At 47.0% G+C, this 18,962-nt stretch carries 19 protein-coding genes and 4 pseudogenes; 16 read left to right on the top strand and 7 right to left on the bottom strand.

Annotated features, from left to right (window positions below):
* Window positions 1–356 precede the first annotated feature (356 nt).
* Window positions 357–481 (bottom strand): annotated as a pseudogene (locus FQZ95_RS26590) (type I toxin-antitoxin system Hok family toxin).
* Window positions 456–572: pseudogene (mok, locus tag FQZ95_RS26585) on the bottom strand (plasmid maintenance protein Mok); the annotation flags it as partial. The pseudogenes mok and FQZ95_RS26590, both read right to left, overlap by 26 nt.
* A gap of 21 nt (window positions 573–593) precedes the next feature.
* Between mok and FQZ95_RS21905 the strand changes: the two are divergent.
* Complete coding sequence (locus tag FQZ95_RS21905; RefSeq protein ID WP_123002541.1) at window positions 594–782, top strand: protein sok; 189 nt, start codon at window positions 594–596, stop codon at window positions 780–782.
* Here the strand turns inward: FQZ95_RS21905 and FQZ95_RS21900 are convergent.
* Window positions 727–940: pseudogene (locus FQZ95_RS21900) on the bottom strand (hypothetical protein); the annotation flags it as partial. The gene FQZ95_RS21905 and the pseudogene FQZ95_RS21900 sit on opposite strands and share 56 nt — an antisense overlap.
* A gap of 88 nt (window positions 941–1,028) precedes the next feature.
* Between FQZ95_RS21900 and FQZ95_RS21895 the strand changes: the two are divergent.
* Window positions 1,029–1,565, top strand: coding sequence for a hypothetical protein (locus FQZ95_RS21895; RefSeq protein ID WP_057699103.1), 537 nt, complete (start codon window positions 1,029–1,031; stop codon window positions 1,563–1,565).
* Between the two features lie 49 nt (window positions 1,566–1,614).
* Here FQZ95_RS21895 and FQZ95_RS26580 read toward each other — a convergent pair whose 3' ends face one another.
* From FQZ95_RS26580 to FQZ95_RS21885, 3 genes are all read right to left on the bottom strand, one after another.
* Entirely contained in the window at window positions 1,615–2,109 is a 495-nt protein-coding gene (locus FQZ95_RS26580) for a TIR domain-containing protein (RefSeq protein ID WP_248698453.1), read from the bottom strand.
* Between the two features lie 72 nt (window positions 2,110–2,181).
* On the bottom strand, window positions 2,182–2,514 hold the full coding sequence (locus FQZ95_RS26575; protein ID WP_237428044.1) for a hypothetical protein: 333 nt from the start codon (window positions 2,512–2,514) through the stop codon (window positions 2,182–2,184).
* Window positions 2,504–2,794 (bottom strand): hypothetical protein, encoded by a 291-nt coding sequence (locus tag FQZ95_RS21885; protein WP_000111771.1) that lies wholly within the window; start codon window positions 2,792–2,794, stop codon window positions 2,504–2,506. Before FQZ95_RS21885 ends, FQZ95_RS26575 begins: the two co-directional genes overlap by 11 nt.
* 295 nt (window positions 2,795–3,089) lie before the next feature.
* Here FQZ95_RS21885 and vapB point away from each other — a divergent pair, with 295 nt between their 5' ends.
* Both vapB and FQZ95_RS21875 read left to right on the top strand, forming a co-directional pair.
* The gene (gene vapB / locus FQZ95_RS21880) at window positions 3,090–3,320 is read left to right on the top strand and encodes a type II toxin-antitoxin system VapB family antitoxin (RefSeq protein WP_001261287.1); all 231 of its coding nucleotides are present in this window, start codon (window positions 3,090–3,092) and stop codon (window positions 3,318–3,320) included.
* The gene (locus FQZ95_RS21875; protein WP_001044768.1) at window positions 3,317–3,733 is read left to right on the top strand and encodes a type II toxin-antitoxin system VapC family toxin; all 417 of its coding nucleotides are present in this window, start codon (window positions 3,317–3,319) and stop codon (window positions 3,731–3,733) included. Before vapB ends, FQZ95_RS21875 begins: the two co-directional genes overlap by 4 nt.
* A 161-nt stretch (window positions 3,734–3,894) precedes the next feature.
* Here FQZ95_RS21875 and FQZ95_RS21870 read toward each other — a convergent pair whose 3' ends face one another.
* Entirely contained in the window at window positions 3,895–6,033 is a 2,139-nt protein-coding gene (locus FQZ95_RS21870) for an AAA family ATPase (protein ID WP_000350638.1), read from the bottom strand.
* Between the two features lie 352 nt (window positions 6,034–6,385).
* Here FQZ95_RS21870 and FQZ95_RS21865 point away from each other — a divergent pair, with 352 nt between their 5' ends.
* The 12 genes and pseudogenes from FQZ95_RS21865 to FQZ95_RS21815 all read left to right on the top strand — a co-directional run.
* Window positions 6,386–6,643, top strand: coding sequence for a hypothetical protein (locus tag FQZ95_RS21865; RefSeq protein ID WP_000371891.1), 258 nt, complete (start codon window positions 6,386–6,388; stop codon window positions 6,641–6,643).
* Window positions 6,643–7,233 carry a hypothetical protein gene (locus tag FQZ95_RS21860; RefSeq protein WP_097311483.1) on the top strand — a complete coding sequence of 197 codons (591 nt, stop codon included), beginning with the start codon at window positions 6,643–6,645 and terminating at the stop codon, window positions 7,231–7,233. The genes FQZ95_RS21865 and FQZ95_RS21860 overlap by 1 nt, the downstream gene beginning before the upstream one ends.
* Window positions 7,234–7,497: 264 nt before the next feature.
* Window positions 7,498–9,054 carry an AAA family ATPase gene (locus tag FQZ95_RS21855; protein ID WP_000818360.1) on the top strand — a complete coding sequence of 519 codons (1,557 nt, stop codon included), beginning with the start codon at window positions 7,498–7,500 and terminating at the stop codon, window positions 9,052–9,054.
* Window positions 9,055–9,248: 194 nt separating this feature from the next.
* A complete protein-coding gene (locus FQZ95_RS21850; RefSeq protein ID WP_000521605.1) occupies window positions 9,249–9,866 on the top strand; it encodes a ProQ/FINO family protein in 618 nt (205 codons plus the stop codon).
* Between the two features lie 507 nt (window positions 9,867–10,373).
* Window positions 10,374–10,586 carry a hypothetical protein gene (locus tag FQZ95_RS26200; protein WP_000064130.1) on the top strand — a complete coding sequence of 71 codons (213 nt, stop codon included), beginning with the start codon at window positions 10,374–10,376 and terminating at the stop codon, window positions 10,584–10,586.
* 929 nt (window positions 10,587–11,515) lie between these two features.
* Entirely contained in the window at window positions 11,516–12,748 is a 1,233-nt protein-coding gene (locus tag FQZ95_RS21845) for an AAA family ATPase (RefSeq protein ID WP_097311485.1), read from the top strand.
* Window positions 12,745–13,503 carry a retron system putative HNH endonuclease gene (locus tag FQZ95_RS21840; protein ID WP_000593837.1) on the top strand — a complete coding sequence of 253 codons (759 nt, stop codon included), beginning with the start codon at window positions 12,745–12,747 and terminating at the stop codon, window positions 13,501–13,503. The genes FQZ95_RS21845 and FQZ95_RS21840 overlap by 4 nt, the downstream gene beginning before the upstream one ends.
* Window positions 13,504–14,214: 711 nt before the next feature.
* Window positions 14,215–15,258, top strand: a complete 1,044-nt coding sequence (gene asrA / locus FQZ95_RS21835; RefSeq protein WP_097311486.1) for an anaerobic sulfite reductase subunit AsrA — start codon at window positions 14,215–14,217, stop codon at window positions 15,256–15,258.
* 3 nt (window positions 15,259–15,261) lie between these two features.
* Window positions 15,262–16,080 (top strand): anaerobic sulfite reductase subunit AsrB, encoded by an 819-nt coding sequence (gene asrB, locus FQZ95_RS21830; protein WP_089638390.1) that lies wholly within the window; start codon window positions 15,262–15,264, stop codon window positions 16,078–16,080.
* Between the two features lie 10 nt (window positions 16,081–16,090).
* Window positions 16,091–17,104 (top strand): sulfite reductase subunit C, encoded by a 1,014-nt coding sequence (gene asrC / locus FQZ95_RS21825; protein WP_097311487.1) that lies wholly within the window; start codon window positions 16,091–16,093, stop codon window positions 17,102–17,104.
* Window positions 17,105–17,442: 338 nt separating this feature from the next.
* The gene (locus tag FQZ95_RS21820) at window positions 17,443–17,808 is read left to right on the top strand and encodes a transposase (RefSeq protein ID WP_097509755.1); all 366 of its coding nucleotides are present in this window, start codon (window positions 17,443–17,445) and stop codon (window positions 17,806–17,808) included.
* A pseudogene (locus FQZ95_RS21815) lies at window positions 17,808–18,884 on the top strand (IS91 family transposase); the annotation flags it as partial. The gene FQZ95_RS21820 and the pseudogene FQZ95_RS21815, both read left to right, overlap by 1 nt.
* Window positions 18,885–18,962 lie beyond the last annotated feature (78 nt).

Here is an 18,962-nt window from a genome sequence, read left to right as displayed (position 1 = left end):
GGGGGCGGCGGCGCAGCAATGTGCCGCTGCTACCCGACCCGGCAGACAGGACAACACTGCAGTAGTCAGAATCAGAGTAGGAAGAAAAAGAGAATAATCACGGGAAAGGTAATGTCATTTCTGACAACTGGCCATAAACAGAGAAGGCGGGGGAGAAGAACGGGCGCCGCAGGCGCGCGTTCATCCCCGTTCCCGAAGGGAAACGGCCTTCCTGAAGTCAGGTTGTTCATGCCCGTACAACATCAGCAAGGAGAAAGGGGCTACCGGCGAACCAGCAGCCCCTTTATAAAGGCGCTTCAGTGCAGTCAGACCAGCATCAGCCCTGAAAAGGCGGGTCTGCGCCCGCCTCCAGGTTGCTACTTACCGGATTCGTAAGCCATGAAAGCCGCCACCTCCCTTGTCCGTCTCTGTAACGAATCTCGCACAGCGATTTTCGTGTCAGATAAGTGAATATCAACAGTGTGAGACACACGATCAACACACACCAGACAAGGGAACTTCGTGGTAGTTTCATGGCCTTCTTCTCCTTGCGCAAAGCGCGGTAAGAGGCTATCCTGATGTGGACTAGACATAGGGATGCCTCGTGGTGGTTAATGAAAATTAACTTACTACGGGGCTATCTTCTTTCTGCCACACAACACGGCAACAAACCACCTTCACGTCATGAGGCAGAAAGCCTCAAGCGCCGGGCACATCATAGCCCATATCCCTGCACGCTGACCACACTCACTTTCCCTGAAAATAATCTGGTCGTTCAGCCAGTTCACGGGCAATCCGTGTGATTGTTGCCGCATCACGCCGCCTCCCGGAGTTTGTTCGGCACCATCCACCGCTCCATCTCACGGACAGCATGACCGGCCTCTCTGGCTGCCAGACTGGCTTCCGCGATAACCTGCCAGAATGGCATATCCTGCCACTGCCAGCGTTCCATTCCGGCCAGTAACGAAAGTATCTTAGCGGGCATGAAAATGGCAAATAACGGTTAAAAATCGTGGCGTTGACAGGTTGTACGGCATCTGCTGAAGCATATGCAGGATATTGATGAGACCAGAACGATCACGCTTATGGAAAAACTGATCGTTACGGGTGCTTCGCCGTTCTGGATAGCCGATTTTATGCGGGATCTTATCTGGGAACATGGACTTGCTCAGAATGCAGTACCTTCGCCTTCAGACGCTCTTTTCAGTCGCGATATTACGGAACGGTTGCGTGACAGGTTTGCGGAACGTATGAATCAACCAGAACTTCAGCAACAGCTTCTCCTGCGCAAGTCTCTTCTCGGGTATCTCTACGCCTGGAGAGACATGAGTTCAGGTGAAACCGTGAAGCAATGGGTCAGAGAAGTTACTACCACTGATGAAGGCCTTGTTAACCTGTTGATACGATTACAGACCAGTGTCTTCAGCTCCCACCGAGGGGCATATCGCCGGATTGCGCGTGACCAGGTCAGTCCGTTCTTTGATGACTGGCCAGCAGTCGAAGAGAAGTTGAAGGTTATGCTGTCCGGCAACGAGCTGACTCCGGAGCAGGAAGCGCTCAAAACAGCGCTGGAAAATGACGACTGACCAAAAATTAAGGCCGCTTAGCGGCCTTTTTCTTACTAAATGAAGGAGATCAGGCGCTTAATGCTTTATCCTTGTCAAAAGGAACACCGGCATACGCAAGCTCACTCAGCAGTTTGCGTTTCCATCCACCATGCTCATCAAGCTCGGTATAGAGAACCCCGGCAAGATCTGAAGGGATTTCGATATCTCCCTTCCTGAGTACAAGTACTTTCCCGCGTCCAAGCTTCCCGGCGAAATATCCGAGCTCATACAGGACATTCTGGCGTGCGCGGAGACGTGTGCTTTCAGATGCCAGAGCACTGCCGCTATCGTCGGGCGTCATCAACACGATGGCAAAACTGACATCCCCTGACTCTGCTTCAAATTTCTCGATAATCGTCCTGGAGCCGTCAGGACGTTCTGAAAGAATGATTTCCTCAAGACCTATCCGGGATATAAAACGGGCAACAGACTGAAGGGCATCATTATCATGGCCATGAACAATAAAAATTTTTCGGGAAACCGGCCGAAACACTGCAGGCTCAGGATCGTGTTGGTTTTCCACATACAACTGGTAATCGCGCACGAACGGGGCAACTAATGACGACGTGAATTTTCGAATGGATTCAATAATGTTTCAATCATAGAAAAATGTATGACAGAAATTAAAGGAAAAATTGTTATCGTCTGCCATTTTCTCGATCAGCAGCAACTTCAGGCCCAAAATATCAGCGGGCTCATCAGGCCACTGTAGAACAGCGGAACCAGCCATGCTGGATTCAGTATCTTCACTCCTGGCCAGAAAGGTATCAAGTTCAACATTGCGGGTCAGATGTGCATTAACTGACTGCAGATTCTCTGAGTTCAAGAGCCGGGCCAATTGCTTAAGAGGTTGCTGATAGTTCTGAACGTCAGCGCGCTGAAGGTCGAATACGCAATTTTTAAGTGACTGAAAGATATCAATTGCCATCCTGCCCGCTCTCCTGTCTTTGTTGTTCTGCTCTGTCCAGAATCTGTTGGCGCAGATTTTCTTTCATGTGTTCGATTAATGGGCTGACCATCGGATTAGTGGCATAACCAGAAGCGCGTTCGTACACCATGGAATAGGCTTCCTGAATCGCGTTCTCAATGCTGACAGGATCGTTAGCATCGAAGTGGACATCATAACTTCCGTTTAATGCCTCTGTTGCTCTCTCAACCTCTTTTAGCTGTTTCTGCATTTTGTCTAAACCTGTGATTTTGACGCTCATAACAACCTCCGGACTAAGTGAGATGTATCAACCTTTATAGATAGCACGTTGGAGATGTGGGGTAAGGGATATCACTCAAATTCCATGTAATTTCATTAAGATCAGACTTAACCTTTTTTCGGATCTCCGATAAAAAAGAAAGAAATAGAGATATGCTAAACATATGCCTGACATCTACATATGCTACCGCTATACATATGCCACACATCTGCCTATACTAAACATATGCACGCACCCGGTGCTTTGAATATTCCGGATATGTTTCACATATCCATATGCTCGGGAGAGAAAAAACATGAGAACCGTATCGATATTTAAAAATGGCAACAACCGCGCCATCCGTCTGCCTCGTGATCTGGATTTTGAGGGGGTGAGCGAGCTCGAGATCGTCCGGGAAGGGGACAGCATCATCCTGCGCCCCGTCCGGCCAACCTGGGGATCATTCCTAGAGTACGAAAAAGCCGATCCAGATTTTATGGCGGAGCGCGAGGATGTTGTCAGCGACGAAGGGCGATTTAACCTGTGAACAAGACTTATATGCTTGATACCTGTATCTGCTCGTTCATCATGCGTGAACAGCCAGAAGCCGTCCTGAAGCGTCTGGAGCAGGCGGTGCTACGCGGCCACCGTATAGTGGTCTCGGCCATCACCTACTCTGAAATGCGCTTCGGGGCTACCGGCCCAAAGGCCTCACCACGTCACGTCCAACTGGTCGATGAATTCTGCGCCCGCCTCGATGCCATCCTGCCCTGGGATCGCGCCGCAGTAGACGCCACCACGAAGATTAAAGTGGCACTGCGGCTGGCCGGGACGCCGATCGGCCCGAACGACACGGCGATTGCCGGGCACGCCATCGCCGCCGGGGCGATACTGGTAACGAATAATACAAGAGAATTTGAGCGAGTGCCTGACCTGGTGCTGGAAGACTGGGTGAAGTAAGACACTCTTTTCAAAGTCAGGAGATAAGGGCACCAAGAAACAGCCCGTATACGGGCTGTTTTAACAGATATCTACAGTAAGCGGTCCTAAACTGTAGGGTATCTTCGAAGATCAGACTATCAGGGTGCTAAAGCCTATCTTCCGGCGGCAAAAACAGTGGCTCAAGCGATACGGGCAACCGAGCTCTGGTTTGCTGCCGGTGGCAGGGCGATGAGCTTGTCACATTCCATAATCACGTACTCCGGGATGAGATCGAATCTGGACGGATCTAGTTGACAGATGAACTCATTTTCAATGTGGTACGTTTCGTTAACGAATTTTCGTATTACCGGATGGTCCTGATCCAGTTCCAGTAAACGGAATACCTGCAGTTTTTCATAGCCGTTACGACAGCGACGGTACAGGTTTTTTATTTCATCTGGGCTGCTGACGAGAGCCTGAAGTCGCGGGTAATCAAAACTGTCCACATACTCCCGGATATCCCGCAAGGCCTGCTGAATTTTCTCAGGAGCCATTTTGGGATAGCCCGAGCCCGCAGCGGCAGGCTCGCGATAATCCAGCGGGACGACGCGTCGATGGAATAGATTGGATAGAAGCTGATAAGCATCACCACGTTCGTCAACGATTTCAAAGTAGCGACGAAGATAGATGAGCTTAATGATCTCCTCACAGTCTGCTGACGCGGTGATGGATTTGCAGATCTGCATGAATGTCATGATATCGCCGTCGTTAACAGGTAATTCTTCTATGACTCCAGCAGACAGGCGCAGGCAGGAGGCGGTCACCTGATTACTGAACAACCTTCTGACTGACTTCAGCGTGTCAATCACAGGCTCCACGTCATGCGTCAGCATAAGTACAGTCCGGTTCTTCAGGCATTCACCACTTGCACGTCTGAACAGCATTTCAAGAATGGCAAACTTCTTGTTTTTATCAAAAGAAGATATGGGATCATCAAGGATAATCAGTCCCGGGTTTTTTGACAGGCATTCATACATGAATAACACAATCGCAAAGGCGTTCCGTTCTCCATAGCTGAGATGCTGGCTACCGCCGCTGACGTACCCGTCAAAATCTATGTGTCGTAGCCTGAGTTTTCTCTGCTCTCCCTCGCCGGCTATATCCACCCTGTATTTATAGCCTGCATAAGTGAGGAAATTATTGATGTTTGTTTTGTGCTGTGCGATCAGCCGGATCATGCTGTCCCGGTGCCGGTTAATTTTTCCCTGCAGCGGTCCGGCAAGGTTTATCAGGTCCATAAGGGCCGCGTTCAGTCTGTCGGTGATCCCCTGCATGAGTTCGGATTGCAGATCAGGGAAGAACTGCAGGTCAATCAACCTGGCAGTGAGCACCTCCCGAACGTTCTGCTGTTCCTGCAGGCTGAAAACATTCAGGCCTCTCAGCGCAGTGAGTTTCTCTGTCAGAGTATCGGTCTGGCGTTTCAACGCCACTAGGTACTCGATATGTTCGGCTTCCGGACCGTTCTGAAGCATAGTAATGGCCAGAAGGCGTTCTCTGGCGCTCTCCGTCAGGTAATTACCGAGGTTTTCCACCAGTCTGATGATAGCGGTCAGGTTTTTAATGGTGGATTTATCGTATTCCTCTCTGACTTGGCGAATTTGTGCTTCCTTTCCCGTGATATCACCGGTACAGAACGGACAGCAGCCATCCGAAAGGGGCGAAAACTCGAGTCCCTTTGTCTGCCAGTCAATCCATTCCACGCGGCGTTCACTGCGGATGTAGGGTTGATAGTTCTCAAGACCAGCCGGAATGTGGTGTATTTTATTTCCGCCTGACAGACCTCTCATGCCGGTTGAAGAACGTGAAATCCCGGAACTGGTTGATCTGAAAGCATTACTGAGTTCCTGTAGATGGTCTATCAGAGAGTTCAGCTCAGTGTGATCCGTGAAAACAGCCCGGATCTTTTGCGTCATTTCTTCTATTTCACGCTCTCTTTCCGCATGGGCTTGATTGCGGATAAGAATATTAAAGCTATCACTGATGAGCTCGTCCGGTTGGAACGTAAACTGACTGACGTACTCCTCGTTGAAGCACATCACGTCCCCAATCCCGTCAGCACCGATGACAATGGGCCCGGTGCTATCGGGGTTTTCTCCGCGCAGCCGGAAGGGCATCAGTGCCTGTAGTCCCTGAATGTCGTCCCGCGCCGCACAGCTTATGGCCCGTGACAGCGTACTTTTTCCAGTACCATTTGGCGCAAACTTAATGTTCAGTTTATCGGCAGTGAGGGTGATATGTGCTCGTACGATGTTATTGCAGTGGCGTATTTCAATGTCCATTTATCTGTCCTTTGCCAGTTATTCCGGGGGGATTCATATCCTTCCGCAAAATGTGCCCGCATGCTGTGATGCAGATACATAATACATTTCGTTTATACCATTGCTTACACCTCTCCGAGGTGTTCATATCAGAAACAAAGATTAGGTCGATCCGACTTAGCCGGAAACCGGATCTGCGCGGCAGAAAAGACGCAAATAATATGATAATAAACAATACACATATAATCATATCAGATATGATTTTTATCATTAATTATGAAATAATATCTGATATTATCAATAATCAATAGCACACAAATCAAACAGGATATGATTTTTACCTGTCAGAACATTATCAGATGGAGCGTGCAGGATGGATCAGGAAATGACGTTTTCACTCAGCTATGAACAACTGACCCGGTTTGCGGAACGACGCATCCGGGAATGCAATCTGGACAGCCAGGGCGCGATTTATCTCTGCGAGTCAGCCAAAGCCGGAGCCGTGCTGATCTTCTGGCATGAACTGGCCATAAATGGCTATGCCTCAATGAATGCCATAAGGAGACAGGAGCTCATTGACGCCGACTTTCAGCGCCTCAGAAAGCTCATCTGGCCGGAGGATGACAGGTAATGACCCAGAGCCGCCGACCGTCGCCACTGCAGCGGAGAGTGCTGATTGTGCTGGCTGCGCTTGATGAAAAACGGCCGGGCCCCGTGCTGACGCGGGACCTGGAACGGGTGCTGGAGCGAAGCGGGGAAGCCCCGGTCTACGGGCCAAACCTGCGCGCGTCCTGCCGTCGTCTGGAGGATGCCGGCTGGCTGCGTACCCTGCGCGCCCCGAATCTGCAGCTGGCTGTCGAGCTGACGGACGTCGGCCGGGCCGTGGCACAGCCTCTGCTGCAGGCAGAACAGGACCGCCTCCGGGCAGAACAGCGTGCGGCAGAAGTCGTCGTACTACCGCTGGTCCCGGCCGCAGGTCTACCCGCAGAAGGCACTTCTGCCACTGATCTGGCGGTGGAGCTGAACGGCATGACGTATCAGGCCTGCCGTGGGGATTTTGTGGTGCGTCTCGACGGCAGCACCTGTCTGCAGTTATGGAATAAAGAAGGCAGGGTGGTACGCCGGGAGGGCGATCCGCTGGAAGTGGCGCAGTGGCTGCAGGCCTGTCATGATGCCGGAATGGAGGTTCGCGTACAGATAAATGAAAGTGCCGCTCCGTAAGAACACGCCTGTGCACGGTTTACACATCATTCTATGGTGGCAGCCGGTTAACTTTCCTGCGCCACCAGTGGATAGGAGATATGATCAGTCATAACATTAAGTCTAAAATTACAGACATCTCAAAAAGTCTGTAGCATAAAAGAGGCCTGATGTAGAATACTGTGCCAAATAGAATATTAAAAGGATTTGATATATCCCCTGTTCACAGTTATATGTTTCTGAATTACATGGTGAACTCCCCCAACATAATGCTAGGATTTGAAAATGGCAGAAAAAAAGAAAAAAACCATTACTGGTCAAGTCTTGAACTCCATTAAAATTAACAAACTAAAATGTATAAATGGATTAAACGAGATTATTTTTAAACCTCATGCGTTAACCGCAATTTTAGGTCCAAATGGAAGCGGAAAATCAACAATACTCCATGCTATAGCAAGCATATACATGCCTGAAAAAGGTTTCCCCGGTGAAGACCATCGGTTAATGCATTTTTTTCCACGCAGTCCACATGCTGAATGGAACGGCAGTGACTTCATTGTAAATTTAACTTATCGTAAAGATGGTGTAATGATTGAAAATGAATTAAAAAATTATGGAAAAGCTGATGTTCGAGGCTCACGATGGATTCAGATTTATGCTCGTCGTCCTTTAAGAGAAGTTTACTATCTTGGCATTGATAAATGTGTTCCTATAATAGAATCAGAAAAAAAGAATAATATTCAGTATGAAACCAGCAGTGTCAGTAATGATTTAATAACAAACATTCTTCATTACGCCTCCTATATACTTAATAAACCATATACAAGTTTCAATCAACATCAACAACCCAATGGAAAAATATTGATTGGAGTTGAGTCAGAGGGACTGGCCTACTCATCATTAAGTATGAGCGCAGGAGAGCAAAAGATATTTTTAATTCTGGAAACAATATTAAAAGCGGACAAGAACGCCTTAATATTAATCGATGAATTAGATTTGCTGTTGCATGACGAAGCATTGAAAAAGTTAATAGACGTCATATCAACTCATGCCGAAGATAAAAATAAACAAATCATCTTCACTACCCATAGAGAAATGGTAACCACTTTATCAGACAAGATAAATATAAGACACGTCGTAAACATTCAAGGCCGTAGTTATTCATTTGAAGAAACAAAACCTGATGCTATAAATAGATTAACAGGTAAATCAACAACTCCCATTGAAATATATGTGGAAGATGATCTTGCTGTTGCAATAATAAATAAAATATGTTCTTCACTTAAGGCCAGCAGATATGTGAAAATATTTAAATTTGGCGCAGCTTCAAACGCATTCACTCTACTTGCCAGTACACTTATTCGTGGAGATAATCTATCTGATAAACTTTATATTCTTGATGGCGACAAATACTCCACAGAAAATGAAAAGAAAACTGCTCTTGATAAAGTTTTCACCGGCACAGAATCACGAACTTATGAGTTAAAAGCGGCAGCGGAAGGAAAAGTAAAACAATTTAATCTCCCAAATGGAGTTAAGCCTGAACAATACATTCATTATCTTATTACAAATGTCCCACTGGACGGATTGGGTGGAGAATATTTAGAAATAATAGAAGCAGCAAGGGATATCAGAGTTGAACTTGATGCTCATAATTATATCTCGAACATTTTAACTAAATTGGGCATTGATCGTCCGTCCGGGTTAACACGAGTGATGGATCTGGCCTCCAGGCATCCCGAATGGGATCAGTATGTAAGTGAAGTCACTGACTGGTTACAGCCCGTAGTTTCTGATTTAATGGAACGATTACCTGAGAATGATACAGTAGATATAACTTAAAATATCCAACCATCCCGAATGAGCAAATACAAAAACTCATTTGGGATAATGATTAATATAATTATGCTGGCTCATTTCATGCCTGTCATAAAAAAACAACAAATTTTATTCTGTTATTTTCTTAACGAAGATATTATGTTAATTGTGAAAATATGATATATATTATTATATAAGAACATATCGTAGAGGTTTTTATGGGGAAATATCAGGAAGAAAAGAAAACACCCATCATTATGGTGAAAAAACGTCGCACTCTTTTACCCCCTTCCTTATCTGAAAAAACAGGTGTTATCGCACGTTCAGAGACGGTAAAGATGGAAGATCCAGTATCTGTGGGAAGCAGTTCTCCTGCCGTCGATACTCATCCCTCTGAAGCTTCTGCCAGTAAGAAAAAAAGGAAAAGACGCCGTTTTCCACGCCAGCCTCATTGGACTCATGAATTTACTCACAATTGCGTGGAAAAAGTTAAGTCTCTGTTTCCCCATCTTCGCGCAGAAAGCGGGGGATTTCTTCCACTGAAAATTGGCATAACCAATGATTTTGCCGCATTCCTGACAGAACACCCTGAGACAGAACTGACACTGGATGAATGGTCCTGTGCAATATCCTGCATCACCACCCGACAGGTATATCTGCTGCGTACTGCTGTCGCAGGTATCCCTCGTTATGGACTGGATGGACTACCAGCAGGTCAGGTATCAGAATGCGATGCGCAGAATGCCAGACGCTGGCTGGCAGTAAGGGAAAAACAAAAGCTAAAGATGAAAACCATGCAGGAACAGACCGCGTCAACCGAAAAAATTGAGCGGTAATTTCATCACGATAACAGCAGGTTACCAACACAATGATATTCATTGTGAAGTATTCCTTTCAGGCCAGCTTATGTGTTTTTTGCAGGCTGCTGGTAGCCAGCAGCTTCAATTGATGGGGTTTGAAGCCCAATGGAGCGGAAACGTACGCTAAGAAGCTAACTATATGATTTTAAGTCAATAAAGTCGTGGTGTTGTTAGGCAGGTTTACGTTGATTTGATTACCGAGTTTATTAACACTGAAAGTCCCTGAAACCGCATGGCTACTGGCATTGACGGGAAGAGTAAACAAAACCCTCGTTTTCTTTACTCACCTCTTCTGCTCAAAAAATGAACTTAGCGTACGATCTCGTACGGTTGGGCCTCAAACCCCGTGTACTGTTTCAGTGACATACTTTTTCCTCATATCTGATGTGGTTATTACTGCACCAGATAATACCAGAAAGAAATTAATCTTCAGGTTATGATGATGATAATCATCATAAAAATCGCGTAACAGAAGGATGTTTTATGAGCAATGAGTTGATTAAGAAGTTCACAGAAATAGATATCCCTGGCGGAGGGGGTATTAAAACTGACAACCCCGTCGTTGAGGCAGCAATTGCTGCTGGCATTGTAGGTATTGCAGGAATTGCAGCATATGCAGTTTGCAAGCGTCTTAAGCAGGAGAAAACCCCTTCACCAGGCAACCTTAGCGCCGCTGATAAGGACGATTTACCATAATCCCTTAATTGTACGCACCGTTAAAACGCGCTCAGACGCTTTCTGACGCAAAAACCGTAAAAAGGGATGTTTTACCCGGGGTAAACCGGAAAAATGCGTCAGGAACGTTTTCAGCGCGTTGCATGACTATGCATGAAACTGAATGGCGATCGGTTTGGGCGCGTCCGGTGTCTCAAAGGCTTATTTTCGGATGTTTTCGTCCTCCGGCGTCGTTTTTCCGGCTCCTCCTGGTGGCCAGAAGCAGCACCGTAACGGTGCCTGCCTCACAGTGCTGGATCCAGCACCGCAGCACCGTAAGCAGCACTCCCCCCATAAAATCAGGCACTGTAAGCAGCACCGTAAGGGGAAAATCCGGCCACAATCCAGCACCATAACAGGCACCGTTACAGTGCCTGTTGTTGATTAACGCCATGATTAATAAGGATTAGCACTGTAACAGTGCCGGTTACAGTGCCTGATCCAGCCAGGGGTCCGCTTGGAAAACGGAAATTTTCCCACGCTAAGAGAATTGAGTTGAACGAGTGGTTACATCTAGGCCAGCTAACTCACTGAACGTAAAGGCTGTACGAAATGTTCCGACCGTCCGATAACCATTTGGCTTACTTCCGTACATTTCCTTGCGTAGATGTACAGAATTGTACGATTTCGGACACCAAAACCGCTGTTGTCCCGCCATTCTGGCGATTCCTGAAAGTTATTTGACTAAAAAATAGTCTTAACGTGGTTTATTTTCCGAATTCCAAGCGGACCCCAGCATGTTCCTGCGGAACTCATGGTAATCATTCACCGGAGAGAAATTGAACTGCCGGCAACGCATATTGTAATATCCCCGTTCTCTGTCCTTCTCCTGCATATAACACCCCATGCAGCACGGACAGTACGAATATTTATACAGATGTAATAAATACAGATACTGAAGTGTTCAGCATATGATTATCGAAAAACTCCATCTGAAAAATTTCAGGCATTTCCCCGAAGTTAACATTAATTTTAACAGAGGCTTTAACTTCATCAGTGGACCTAATGGTTGTGGGAAAACATCGATCCTGGCGGCTATCGGACATACTCTCAACAGTAACACAGAATATTCACGCCATGGCGAAAACTGTGAATACTGGATTGATGTAACTGAACAGGGAAGGAAATTTCGCCCGGGAAAAGGGGCTGGCTCCATTCGTCCCGCAGGCTACAGAAAAGACGCTCTCATCTCCCACATTTTACCTCCAAGAGAGCAGGGACGTGAATCAATTGATTACTACAATGCTAGAAACATATTGAAACTGCCGCCATTGATTATTGGTGCGCAGAGAAAAATAACATATAAAAACATTACAGGAATGACCAGGGAAACAGATGTAACAGGTAGTCGGAATCATTATTGTGACAACTCCCTCAAATATCTTTACAACTCAGTTGAAAGAAATATTAAACAATGGATGATTAACCGATATTTTATAATCGATAAGGACTGGGCTGTTGAGGAAAAAGAAAACTGGGAGCATCTCATCAAAACACTTCCTGAAATAGCCCCATTCAACAGTAATTTTAAATACATCAGAACCGGGCGGGATCTTGAGCCTGTTTTTTCGATATATGAAAAAGAATGCTACCTTGAAGAACTTTCTTCTGGTTTTCAGGCTATTTTATACATAATAATAACCATATTTGAGTGGATAGAATCCTGCATGCCGGAAGGTGAAAGGTGTGTAAAAAATGCTGAAGGCACTGTACTTATTGATGAACTGGATAACCATCTGCATCCGGAATGGCAACTGACCATCCGCAACGGTATATCAGCCTTGTTTCCTCAATTGCAGTTTATTGTAACAACGCATTCTCCACACCTTCTGGCCTCTGCGAATAAAAACGAAATCATTCTGCTTCCTCCGTCTTATGAAAAAGATAAATATAATATCTGTCCACTGGATAAGACATATTCAGGGTGGTCGACGGATTTAATCCTGACGGGATTAATGGGGGTTCTCAGCCTCGACAGCAAGGAGTATGAAAAACTTGTTGAAGCCTGTTACAAAAACATTGAAGAAAATGATATTGATGAACTGAAGCGTAATTATTCACGACTTGAATCTGTCAGTCATCCGGATGACAGTATCCTGATTGTACTTAAAACCCGGATTGCAGGTATGGAGGCTATCAGATGATAAAACTGAATCGCTTACCATCGCCGGTGGTCCTCAGGGATAACTGTAACGCCTGGACAAAGAACTTAATGGCACTGGTTGATAAATACGGCGGGTATAACAAAATTCCTGCCAAAGAAAAAGGACCTGCCCTCCGGTTCTACCGGCACGAAGATATCAAGCAGACACTGAAAGCCAGCACACATGGAAAATGTGCTTTTTGCGAGGGCATACCTGATGAAACAGGTTACGCTGAGGTGGAGCATTTTTATCCAAAATCGTTGTACACAGAAAAAACATTTGAATGGGAAAATCTGCTCTACGCCTGCAAAGCATGTAATAACCAAAAACTCAATCATGATACATATCATTTGCCTATTGTTAATCCGTATGATAACGATCCTGATGAATACTTCACTTATAATGATATCATGATCAGACCTAAAAAAGGGGCTTACCAGGAAGTTGCAGAAAGAACAATTAAAGTCTGCGGATTAAGCTCACCCAGACTTATTACTGCCAGGAGTGATATTCTTGTCAGCTTTCGTATTTTCGAACAAGAGCTCTCCACTGCTTTAAGCAAATTCCATGATGCCAGAACAGAGAAAAGTAAAGAAGACAGAGCAAGAAAGATCAGTGAAGCATTAGATACCATTGAAAGCATGGCTAAACCTGATGCAAAACTCTCACATTTTTATCGTTTTTTGTTGAACAGTTCAGCTGTTTACCACCAGGCGAAAGATGAACTGAATAATTATCTCTGTGAGGTGTTGTAAGAAATATCACACAGAAATAAAATATATTGATAACTTCTGTTTCCAGGGATAAAAAAACGGTATAAAAATTGGAACAGGACCAATAAATGATGACTGATAACATTCGTGCAGTAATGCACGAGTGTTATCAACAGATCCCACTCAATATTAAAAACGGAAAAATCATACAGCCTGTCAGGCGTACTGTCCGCACTAAATAGCGGTAGTTGGTAAATATTTATTTCATCTATTACTTCAGTGTGACTTTATTACATAATCTTTTTAATATTAACTATAGTTCGCGTTATACCTGTGACACTCTCGAGTACACTTACTTTAGTTAAAAGTAAAAGGGTTAAATAACATGGATTTGATTAATCATATTCCCTTTAGTCTCAGAAAAGTTTCGTGATATTTAAAACGAGCATTAAATCACAGTGAAATTTCTAATAATTATTACACAGGATATTATCCGTTCCTAAAGGGATAAATATAGTGCACAAGATTAAAAACTCATTATGTTCATCAATTTATAACTTAAGAATGTCGATAACCAAACCAGGAAAGTCAATCTATACTTTCAGTGTTGAATGCTTGTTCTACGTCGCTTATTCATTATAGCGATAACAATAATCTATTTTTTCCGTTGTTACTATCAATTCATTAGTATTAGTGTGGAAAAATAATTATTTTCTCAATTATGGTTTCCTATAGTATGTAATGGAGTATGTGATGGCGGTTAAAATTACGCCTGAAGAGTTCAGTCTGTTAATCCGGCGACTGAGCACAAAATGGCGTGTACTGGCGCCTTCTGCCGAGTTTCGCGGCGGGCGGTTTGCTGATACGGATAACATTATTTATCAGCAAATCCGGGGGTGGGATGACCTGGTCTGGCAGGAGAAATCCCACATGTCACCCAGTACGGTTATTTCACCGATAACAGAGACGCTCTTTTATTTTAATAAAGACACTATCCAGATTGCGGAGACGGATACCACACCAGTACTGATATTTGCCCGCGCCTGTGACATTAATGCCATGTCGCGGCTGGATTATATGTATTTATCAAACGGGAATAATTCTGATTACAGTTATCAGCGGCTGCGCGACCATATTCGTTTTGTTCTGATTGAGTGCCCGCAAAGTTTTGAAAACTGTTTCTGTGTCTCAATGGGGAGCAATAAAACCGATAACTACAGTGCAGCAATGCGCTTCAGTGATGACGGCGCCAGTGTTTTTATCAGGGATGCTTTTTTTGAAGAAGCCTTACAGGGAATGGGACAGAGCACGGAATATGAGCCTGTCTTCGTCAGCGAAAACCCGGAGCAGGTTACCCTCCCTGAAAAAATTTGTCAGTCCCCCCAAAGCGTTCGCGACATTATTATCAATCATCCGCTCTGGGATGAGTACAACAGCCGCTGTATTGGATGCGGGCGCTGCACAACCGGGTGTCCGACCTGTACCTGCTACAGCGTTTTTGATGTGGCTTATGACGAAAATCCTCAGCGCGGTGAACGCCGCCGCCAGTGGGCCAGCTGTATGGTACCGGGTTTCAGCGATATGGCCGGCGGTCACCGTTTTCGCCAGTCTGCGGGAGAACGTTTACGTTACCGTGCACTTCATAAAGTCAATGATTACAAAGCCCGCAATGGTACTGAGCATATGTGCGTGGGCTGCGGACGCTGCGATGACCGTTGCCCGCAGTACATTAAATTCTCACGTATTATCAATAAAATGACTGCCGCTGTCCGGCAGGCACTCTCCGGGGAGGCATAACCTGTGTCAACGTGTTCCTGTCACGATAAAGAAAAGCACAGCCTTTTGCCTGCTGCATACCGCATTATTTCCATCACCCGTCATACACCACAGGAGTGGAATTTCCGTGTGGAAGTCGATTTTCCGGCCCGCTGGGGACAGTTTGTCGAAGTCTCCCTGCCATGCGTCGGGGAGGCGCCCATTTCTGTTTCTGACTGCGGAGAGGGCTGGATAGACCTGCTTATCCGCAATGTCGGCAAAGTGACCGGCGCGCTTTTTACCCTCCGTGAGGGCGACAGGGTATGGCTGCGTGGCTGCTATGGTAACGGCTATCCTGTCGATGCCTTCCGCCACAAATCTCTGGTGGTCATTGCCGGCGGTACCGGCGTTGCACCAGTCAAAGGGTTAATGCGCTATTTCGTCGAAAACCCAGAGGAAATCAACCGGCTTGACATGATTTTCGGTTACAGAAACCGGGACTGTGTGCTGTACAGGCAGGAGATGGCGAACTGGCACCGGCACCACAATCTCATTCTGACCCTGGATGAAGGCGAGGCGGATGAACGTTACCGTACCGGGCGGGTCACTGACCATCTGGCAGCACTGACATTTGAAGATGTCAGCACCATGCAGGCGATTGTTGTTGGTCCTCCCGTGATGATTAAATTCACCGTACAGATGTTGCTGGAAAAAGGGCTGCAGCCGGAACAAATCTGGGTGGATTATGAACGCCGGATGGCCTGTGCAGTGGGGAAATGCGGTCACTGCCGCATGGGGGATGTCTATGTCTGCGTCGATGGTCCGGTTTTCAACTATGCCGTAGCCCGTCAGTTTGCAGACTGAGGAAAAAATGATGAGTGTGGATATTGATATCATTAAGGCCCGGGCAAACAACGAATATCGTCTTTCGAAAGTCCGTGGTGAGGCCATGATAAGCGTACGTATACCCGGCGGCATTCTGCCCGCGCACCTGCTGACGGTGGCACGCGAGATTGCGGAAACCTGGGGTAACGGTCAGATCCATCTGACCACCCGCCAGAAACTGGCCATGCCCGGTATTCGTTACGAAGATATCGACAAAGTGAATGCCGCACTGGAACCTTTCATTCGCGAAATTGAAATGGAACTGTGTGATGTTCAGGTTGATGATCCGAAAGCCGGATATCTGGCAATTGGCGGACGTAACATTGTCGCCTGCCAGGGTAACCGGATTTGCCAGAAAGCCAATACCGACACCACAGGTTTATCCCGGCGGCTGGAAAAACTGATTTATCCCAGCGCCTATCATCTGAAAACCGTCATTGCTGGGTGCCCGAATGACTGTGCCAAAGCATCCATGTCTGATTTTGGCATTATTGGTGTGGCCAGAATGCGTTTTACGGCAGAACGTTGCATTGGATGTGGCGCCTGTGTGAAAGCCTGTGCTCACCACGCCGTGGGGTGTCTGTCATTAAAGAACGGAAAAGCCACAAAGGAAGAATCGCTCTGTATCGGGTGCGGCGAATGTGTTCTGGCCTGCCCCACCCTCGCCTGGCAGCGTCAGCCGCAGGAGTTCTGGCAGGTCCGCCTGGGAGGCAGAACCGGTAAAAAAACGCCACGGGCAGGGAAAATTTTCCTGAACCAGGTTACAGAGGATGTCATCAGGCAGGTCATATCAAACCTGTTCGAATTTGAAAAAGAAATGCTGGATGGTGAACCGGTTTACCTTCATATGGGACATCTTATTGATAAAGGTGGTTATCTGCGCTTCAAAGAGCGTGTATTACGCGACGTACAGCTAAACCCTGAAGCCACAGTGGCTGAACGGATTTACTGGGCAGAAGATGAATCAGCCGCCCGTATTCACCTTAGCCCTACCGGGCATTAATTCCCTCCAGGCTACAGCATTCAGAATGCTGTAGCCTGTGATGGACGTAAACAAGAGCGTCTAGGGCGTCAGCAAAAGGTCGAATTTCACCAATTGTTGTTTCATCATCCGCATTAATGATAGCGTTCAAGAAACTCCAGGGGGTTATCGAATTCATCTGCGACAGTGGATCCGGCATACCGTGACCGTTGAATGTGGTATTATCGCTACGAGTGTCTTTGCCTTTCTGGTTCAGGCAAGACGCAGGTACCGAGTAGGCAGCCTGGCGGCTGCGGCTTGTCATGGTCTGAGATTACCGTTATAAAAACAGGCAATATCATTGTCTTTCAGATGGTTATATGGCCCGTTCAGCTAAACCCCGTAAACGAAAACCTTCCCCACAACGAAGCAAACTTCCCCGCTATGTCGTGACGCTTCATGACGATGACTTCTTTGACGAAGAAGACGCAGAAGTTCTGCGCTTTGATAGTTTTGACGATGCCGTTGAATGCTGCGCAGACCTGAATATTCCGTTCTTTGTGGATGTGAGAAACAAAAAGCTGGTCTTCTGGTTTGTACGTGTTGATGACGAAGGGTATCCGGAAATAGCCCGCTGCACGGAGCGGGAGTTTGCGACCATTCTTGCCGGTATCAGCGCCGGCGGTATGTACTGTCCGGAATGCGGCACGGTTCACTGGTCGGACGGAGTCACCCCGCTCTTCTGATGCTTCCCCGTTTTGCCGATATTTTTCAGCAGGGAAACCGCTGGCTTAACTGGCTGGAGAAGCAGCCGGAAGGGTCTGTGCGTCCGGTGGTGACTGAGTCGGTGACAAAAATCATGGCGTGCGGGACCACGCTGATGGGTTACACACAGTGGTGTTGTTCCTCACCGGACTGTTGCCACACAAAAAAGGTCTGCTTCCGGTGTAAAAGTCGCTCCTGCCCGCACTGCGGGGTGAAGGCTGGCGCACAGTGGATACAGTATCTGCTGAGTCTGGTTCCCGACTGCCCGTGGCAGCATATTGTGTTCACACTTCCCTGCCAGTACTGGTCCCTGATATTCCACAACTGGTGGTTGCTGGCAGAGATGAGCCGTATCGCAGCGAATGTGATACTGGAAATCTGCCGTCAGGCGGACGTGGAGCCGGGGATATTCACGGTAATCCACACATGGGGACGAGACCAGCAGTGGCATCCGCACATACACCTGTCGACAACAGCCGGCGGTGTGACGTCAGCTCACACCTGGAAAAACCTTCATTTTTACGCCCGTAAGGTGATGCGCATGTGGCATTACCGGATAACGCGATTACTGTCCCGGAAATACCCGGAGCTGGTGATACCGGCTGAGCTGGCAGCAGAGGGAAGCGGCAGACGGGAATGGAATCGCTTCCTGGCCACCCACTACCGGCGTGGCTGGAATGTCAACGTATCCCGGGTGATGGATAACGCCACGCATGTGGCGGTGTACTTTGGCTCTTACCTGAAAAAGCCGCCGGTGCCAATGAGCCGTCTGGAACACTATGCCGGTCAGGATGAAATTGGTCTGCGTTACAACAGCCACCGCACAAAACGGGAAGAATACCTGGTGATGAGTGGCGATGAGTTCATGGAAAGGTTCTCGTGGCATGTGGCGGATAAGGGGTTCCGTATGGTGAGGTACTACGGTTTCCTGAGTCCGTCGAAACGGCGGTTACTGGAAGAGGTGGTGTACGTCATAACGGAGACGGTGAGAAAAACGGCGATGCAAATCAGGTGGAGAGGGATGTATCAGCGGTTACTGAAGGTTGACCCGCTGAAATTGTCCGAATAGAAATACCGATACACCTACAAGCCTGACTTTTCCGGGCGCCGTTGATAACGGCCTCGTGGATAAGAG

It is taken from the genome of Escherichia sp. HH41S (assembly GCF_009820115.1).
Taxonomy (GTDB): domain Bacteria; phylum Pseudomonadota; class Gammaproteobacteria; order Enterobacterales; family Enterobacteriaceae; genus Escherichia; species Escherichia coli_F.
This window is presented reverse-complemented; position numbering and strand designations above follow the sequence as displayed.

Excerpts from the sequence above, each read along its gene's own strand:
- FQZ95_RS21905 (WP_123002541.1), top strand. The coding sequence starts at position 594 with ATGAAAATTAACTTACTACGGGGCTATCTTCTTTCTGCCACACAACAC.
- FQZ95_RS21895 (WP_057699103.1), top strand. The coding sequence starts at position 1,029 with ATGCAGGATATTGATGAGACCAGAACGATCACGCTTATGGAAAAACTG.
- FQZ95_RS26575 (WP_237428044.1), bottom strand. The coding sequence starts at position 2,514 with ATGGCAATTGATATCTTTCAGTCACTTAAAAATTGCGTATTCGACCTT.
- FQZ95_RS21885 (WP_000111771.1), bottom strand. The coding sequence starts at position 2,794 with ATGAGCGTCAAAATCACAGGTTTAGACAAAATGCAGAAACAGCTAAAA.
- vapB (WP_001261287.1), top strand. The coding sequence starts at position 3,090 with ATGAGAACCGTATCGATATTTAAAAATGGCAACAACCGCGCCATCCGT.
- FQZ95_RS21870 (WP_000350638.1), bottom strand. The coding sequence starts at position 6,033 with ATGGACATTGAAATACGCCACTGCAATAACATCGTACGAGCACATATC.
- FQZ95_RS21865 (WP_000371891.1), top strand. The coding sequence starts at position 6,386 with ATGGATCAGGAAATGACGTTTTCACTCAGCTATGAACAACTGACCCGG.
- FQZ95_RS21860 (WP_097311483.1), top strand. The coding sequence starts at position 6,643 with ATGACCCAGAGCCGCCGACCGTCGCCACTGCAGCGGAGAGTGCTGATT.
- FQZ95_RS21855 (WP_000818360.1), top strand. The coding sequence starts at position 7,498 with ATGGCAGAAAAAAAGAAAAAAACCATTACTGGTCAAGTCTTGAACTCC.
- FQZ95_RS21850 (WP_000521605.1), top strand. The coding sequence starts at position 9,249 with ATGGGGAAATATCAGGAAGAAAAGAAAACACCCATCATTATGGTGAAA.
- FQZ95_RS26200 (WP_000064130.1), top strand. The coding sequence starts at position 10,374 with ATGAGCAATGAGTTGATTAAGAAGTTCACAGAAATAGATATCCCTGGC.
- FQZ95_RS21845 (WP_097311485.1), top strand. The coding sequence starts at position 11,516 with ATGATTATCGAAAAACTCCATCTGAAAAATTTCAGGCATTTCCCCGAA.
- FQZ95_RS21840 (WP_000593837.1), top strand. The coding sequence starts at position 12,745 with ATGATAAAACTGAATCGCTTACCATCGCCGGTGGTCCTCAGGGATAAC.
- asrA (WP_097311486.1), top strand. The coding sequence starts at position 14,215 with ATGGCGGTTAAAATTACGCCTGAAGAGTTCAGTCTGTTAATCCGGCGA.
- asrC (WP_097311487.1), top strand. The coding sequence starts at position 16,091 with ATGAGTGTGGATATTGATATCATTAAGGCCCGGGCAAACAACGAATAT.
- FQZ95_RS21820 (WP_097509755.1), top strand. The coding sequence starts at position 17,443 with ATGGCCCGTTCAGCTAAACCCCGTAAACGAAAACCTTCCCCACAACGA.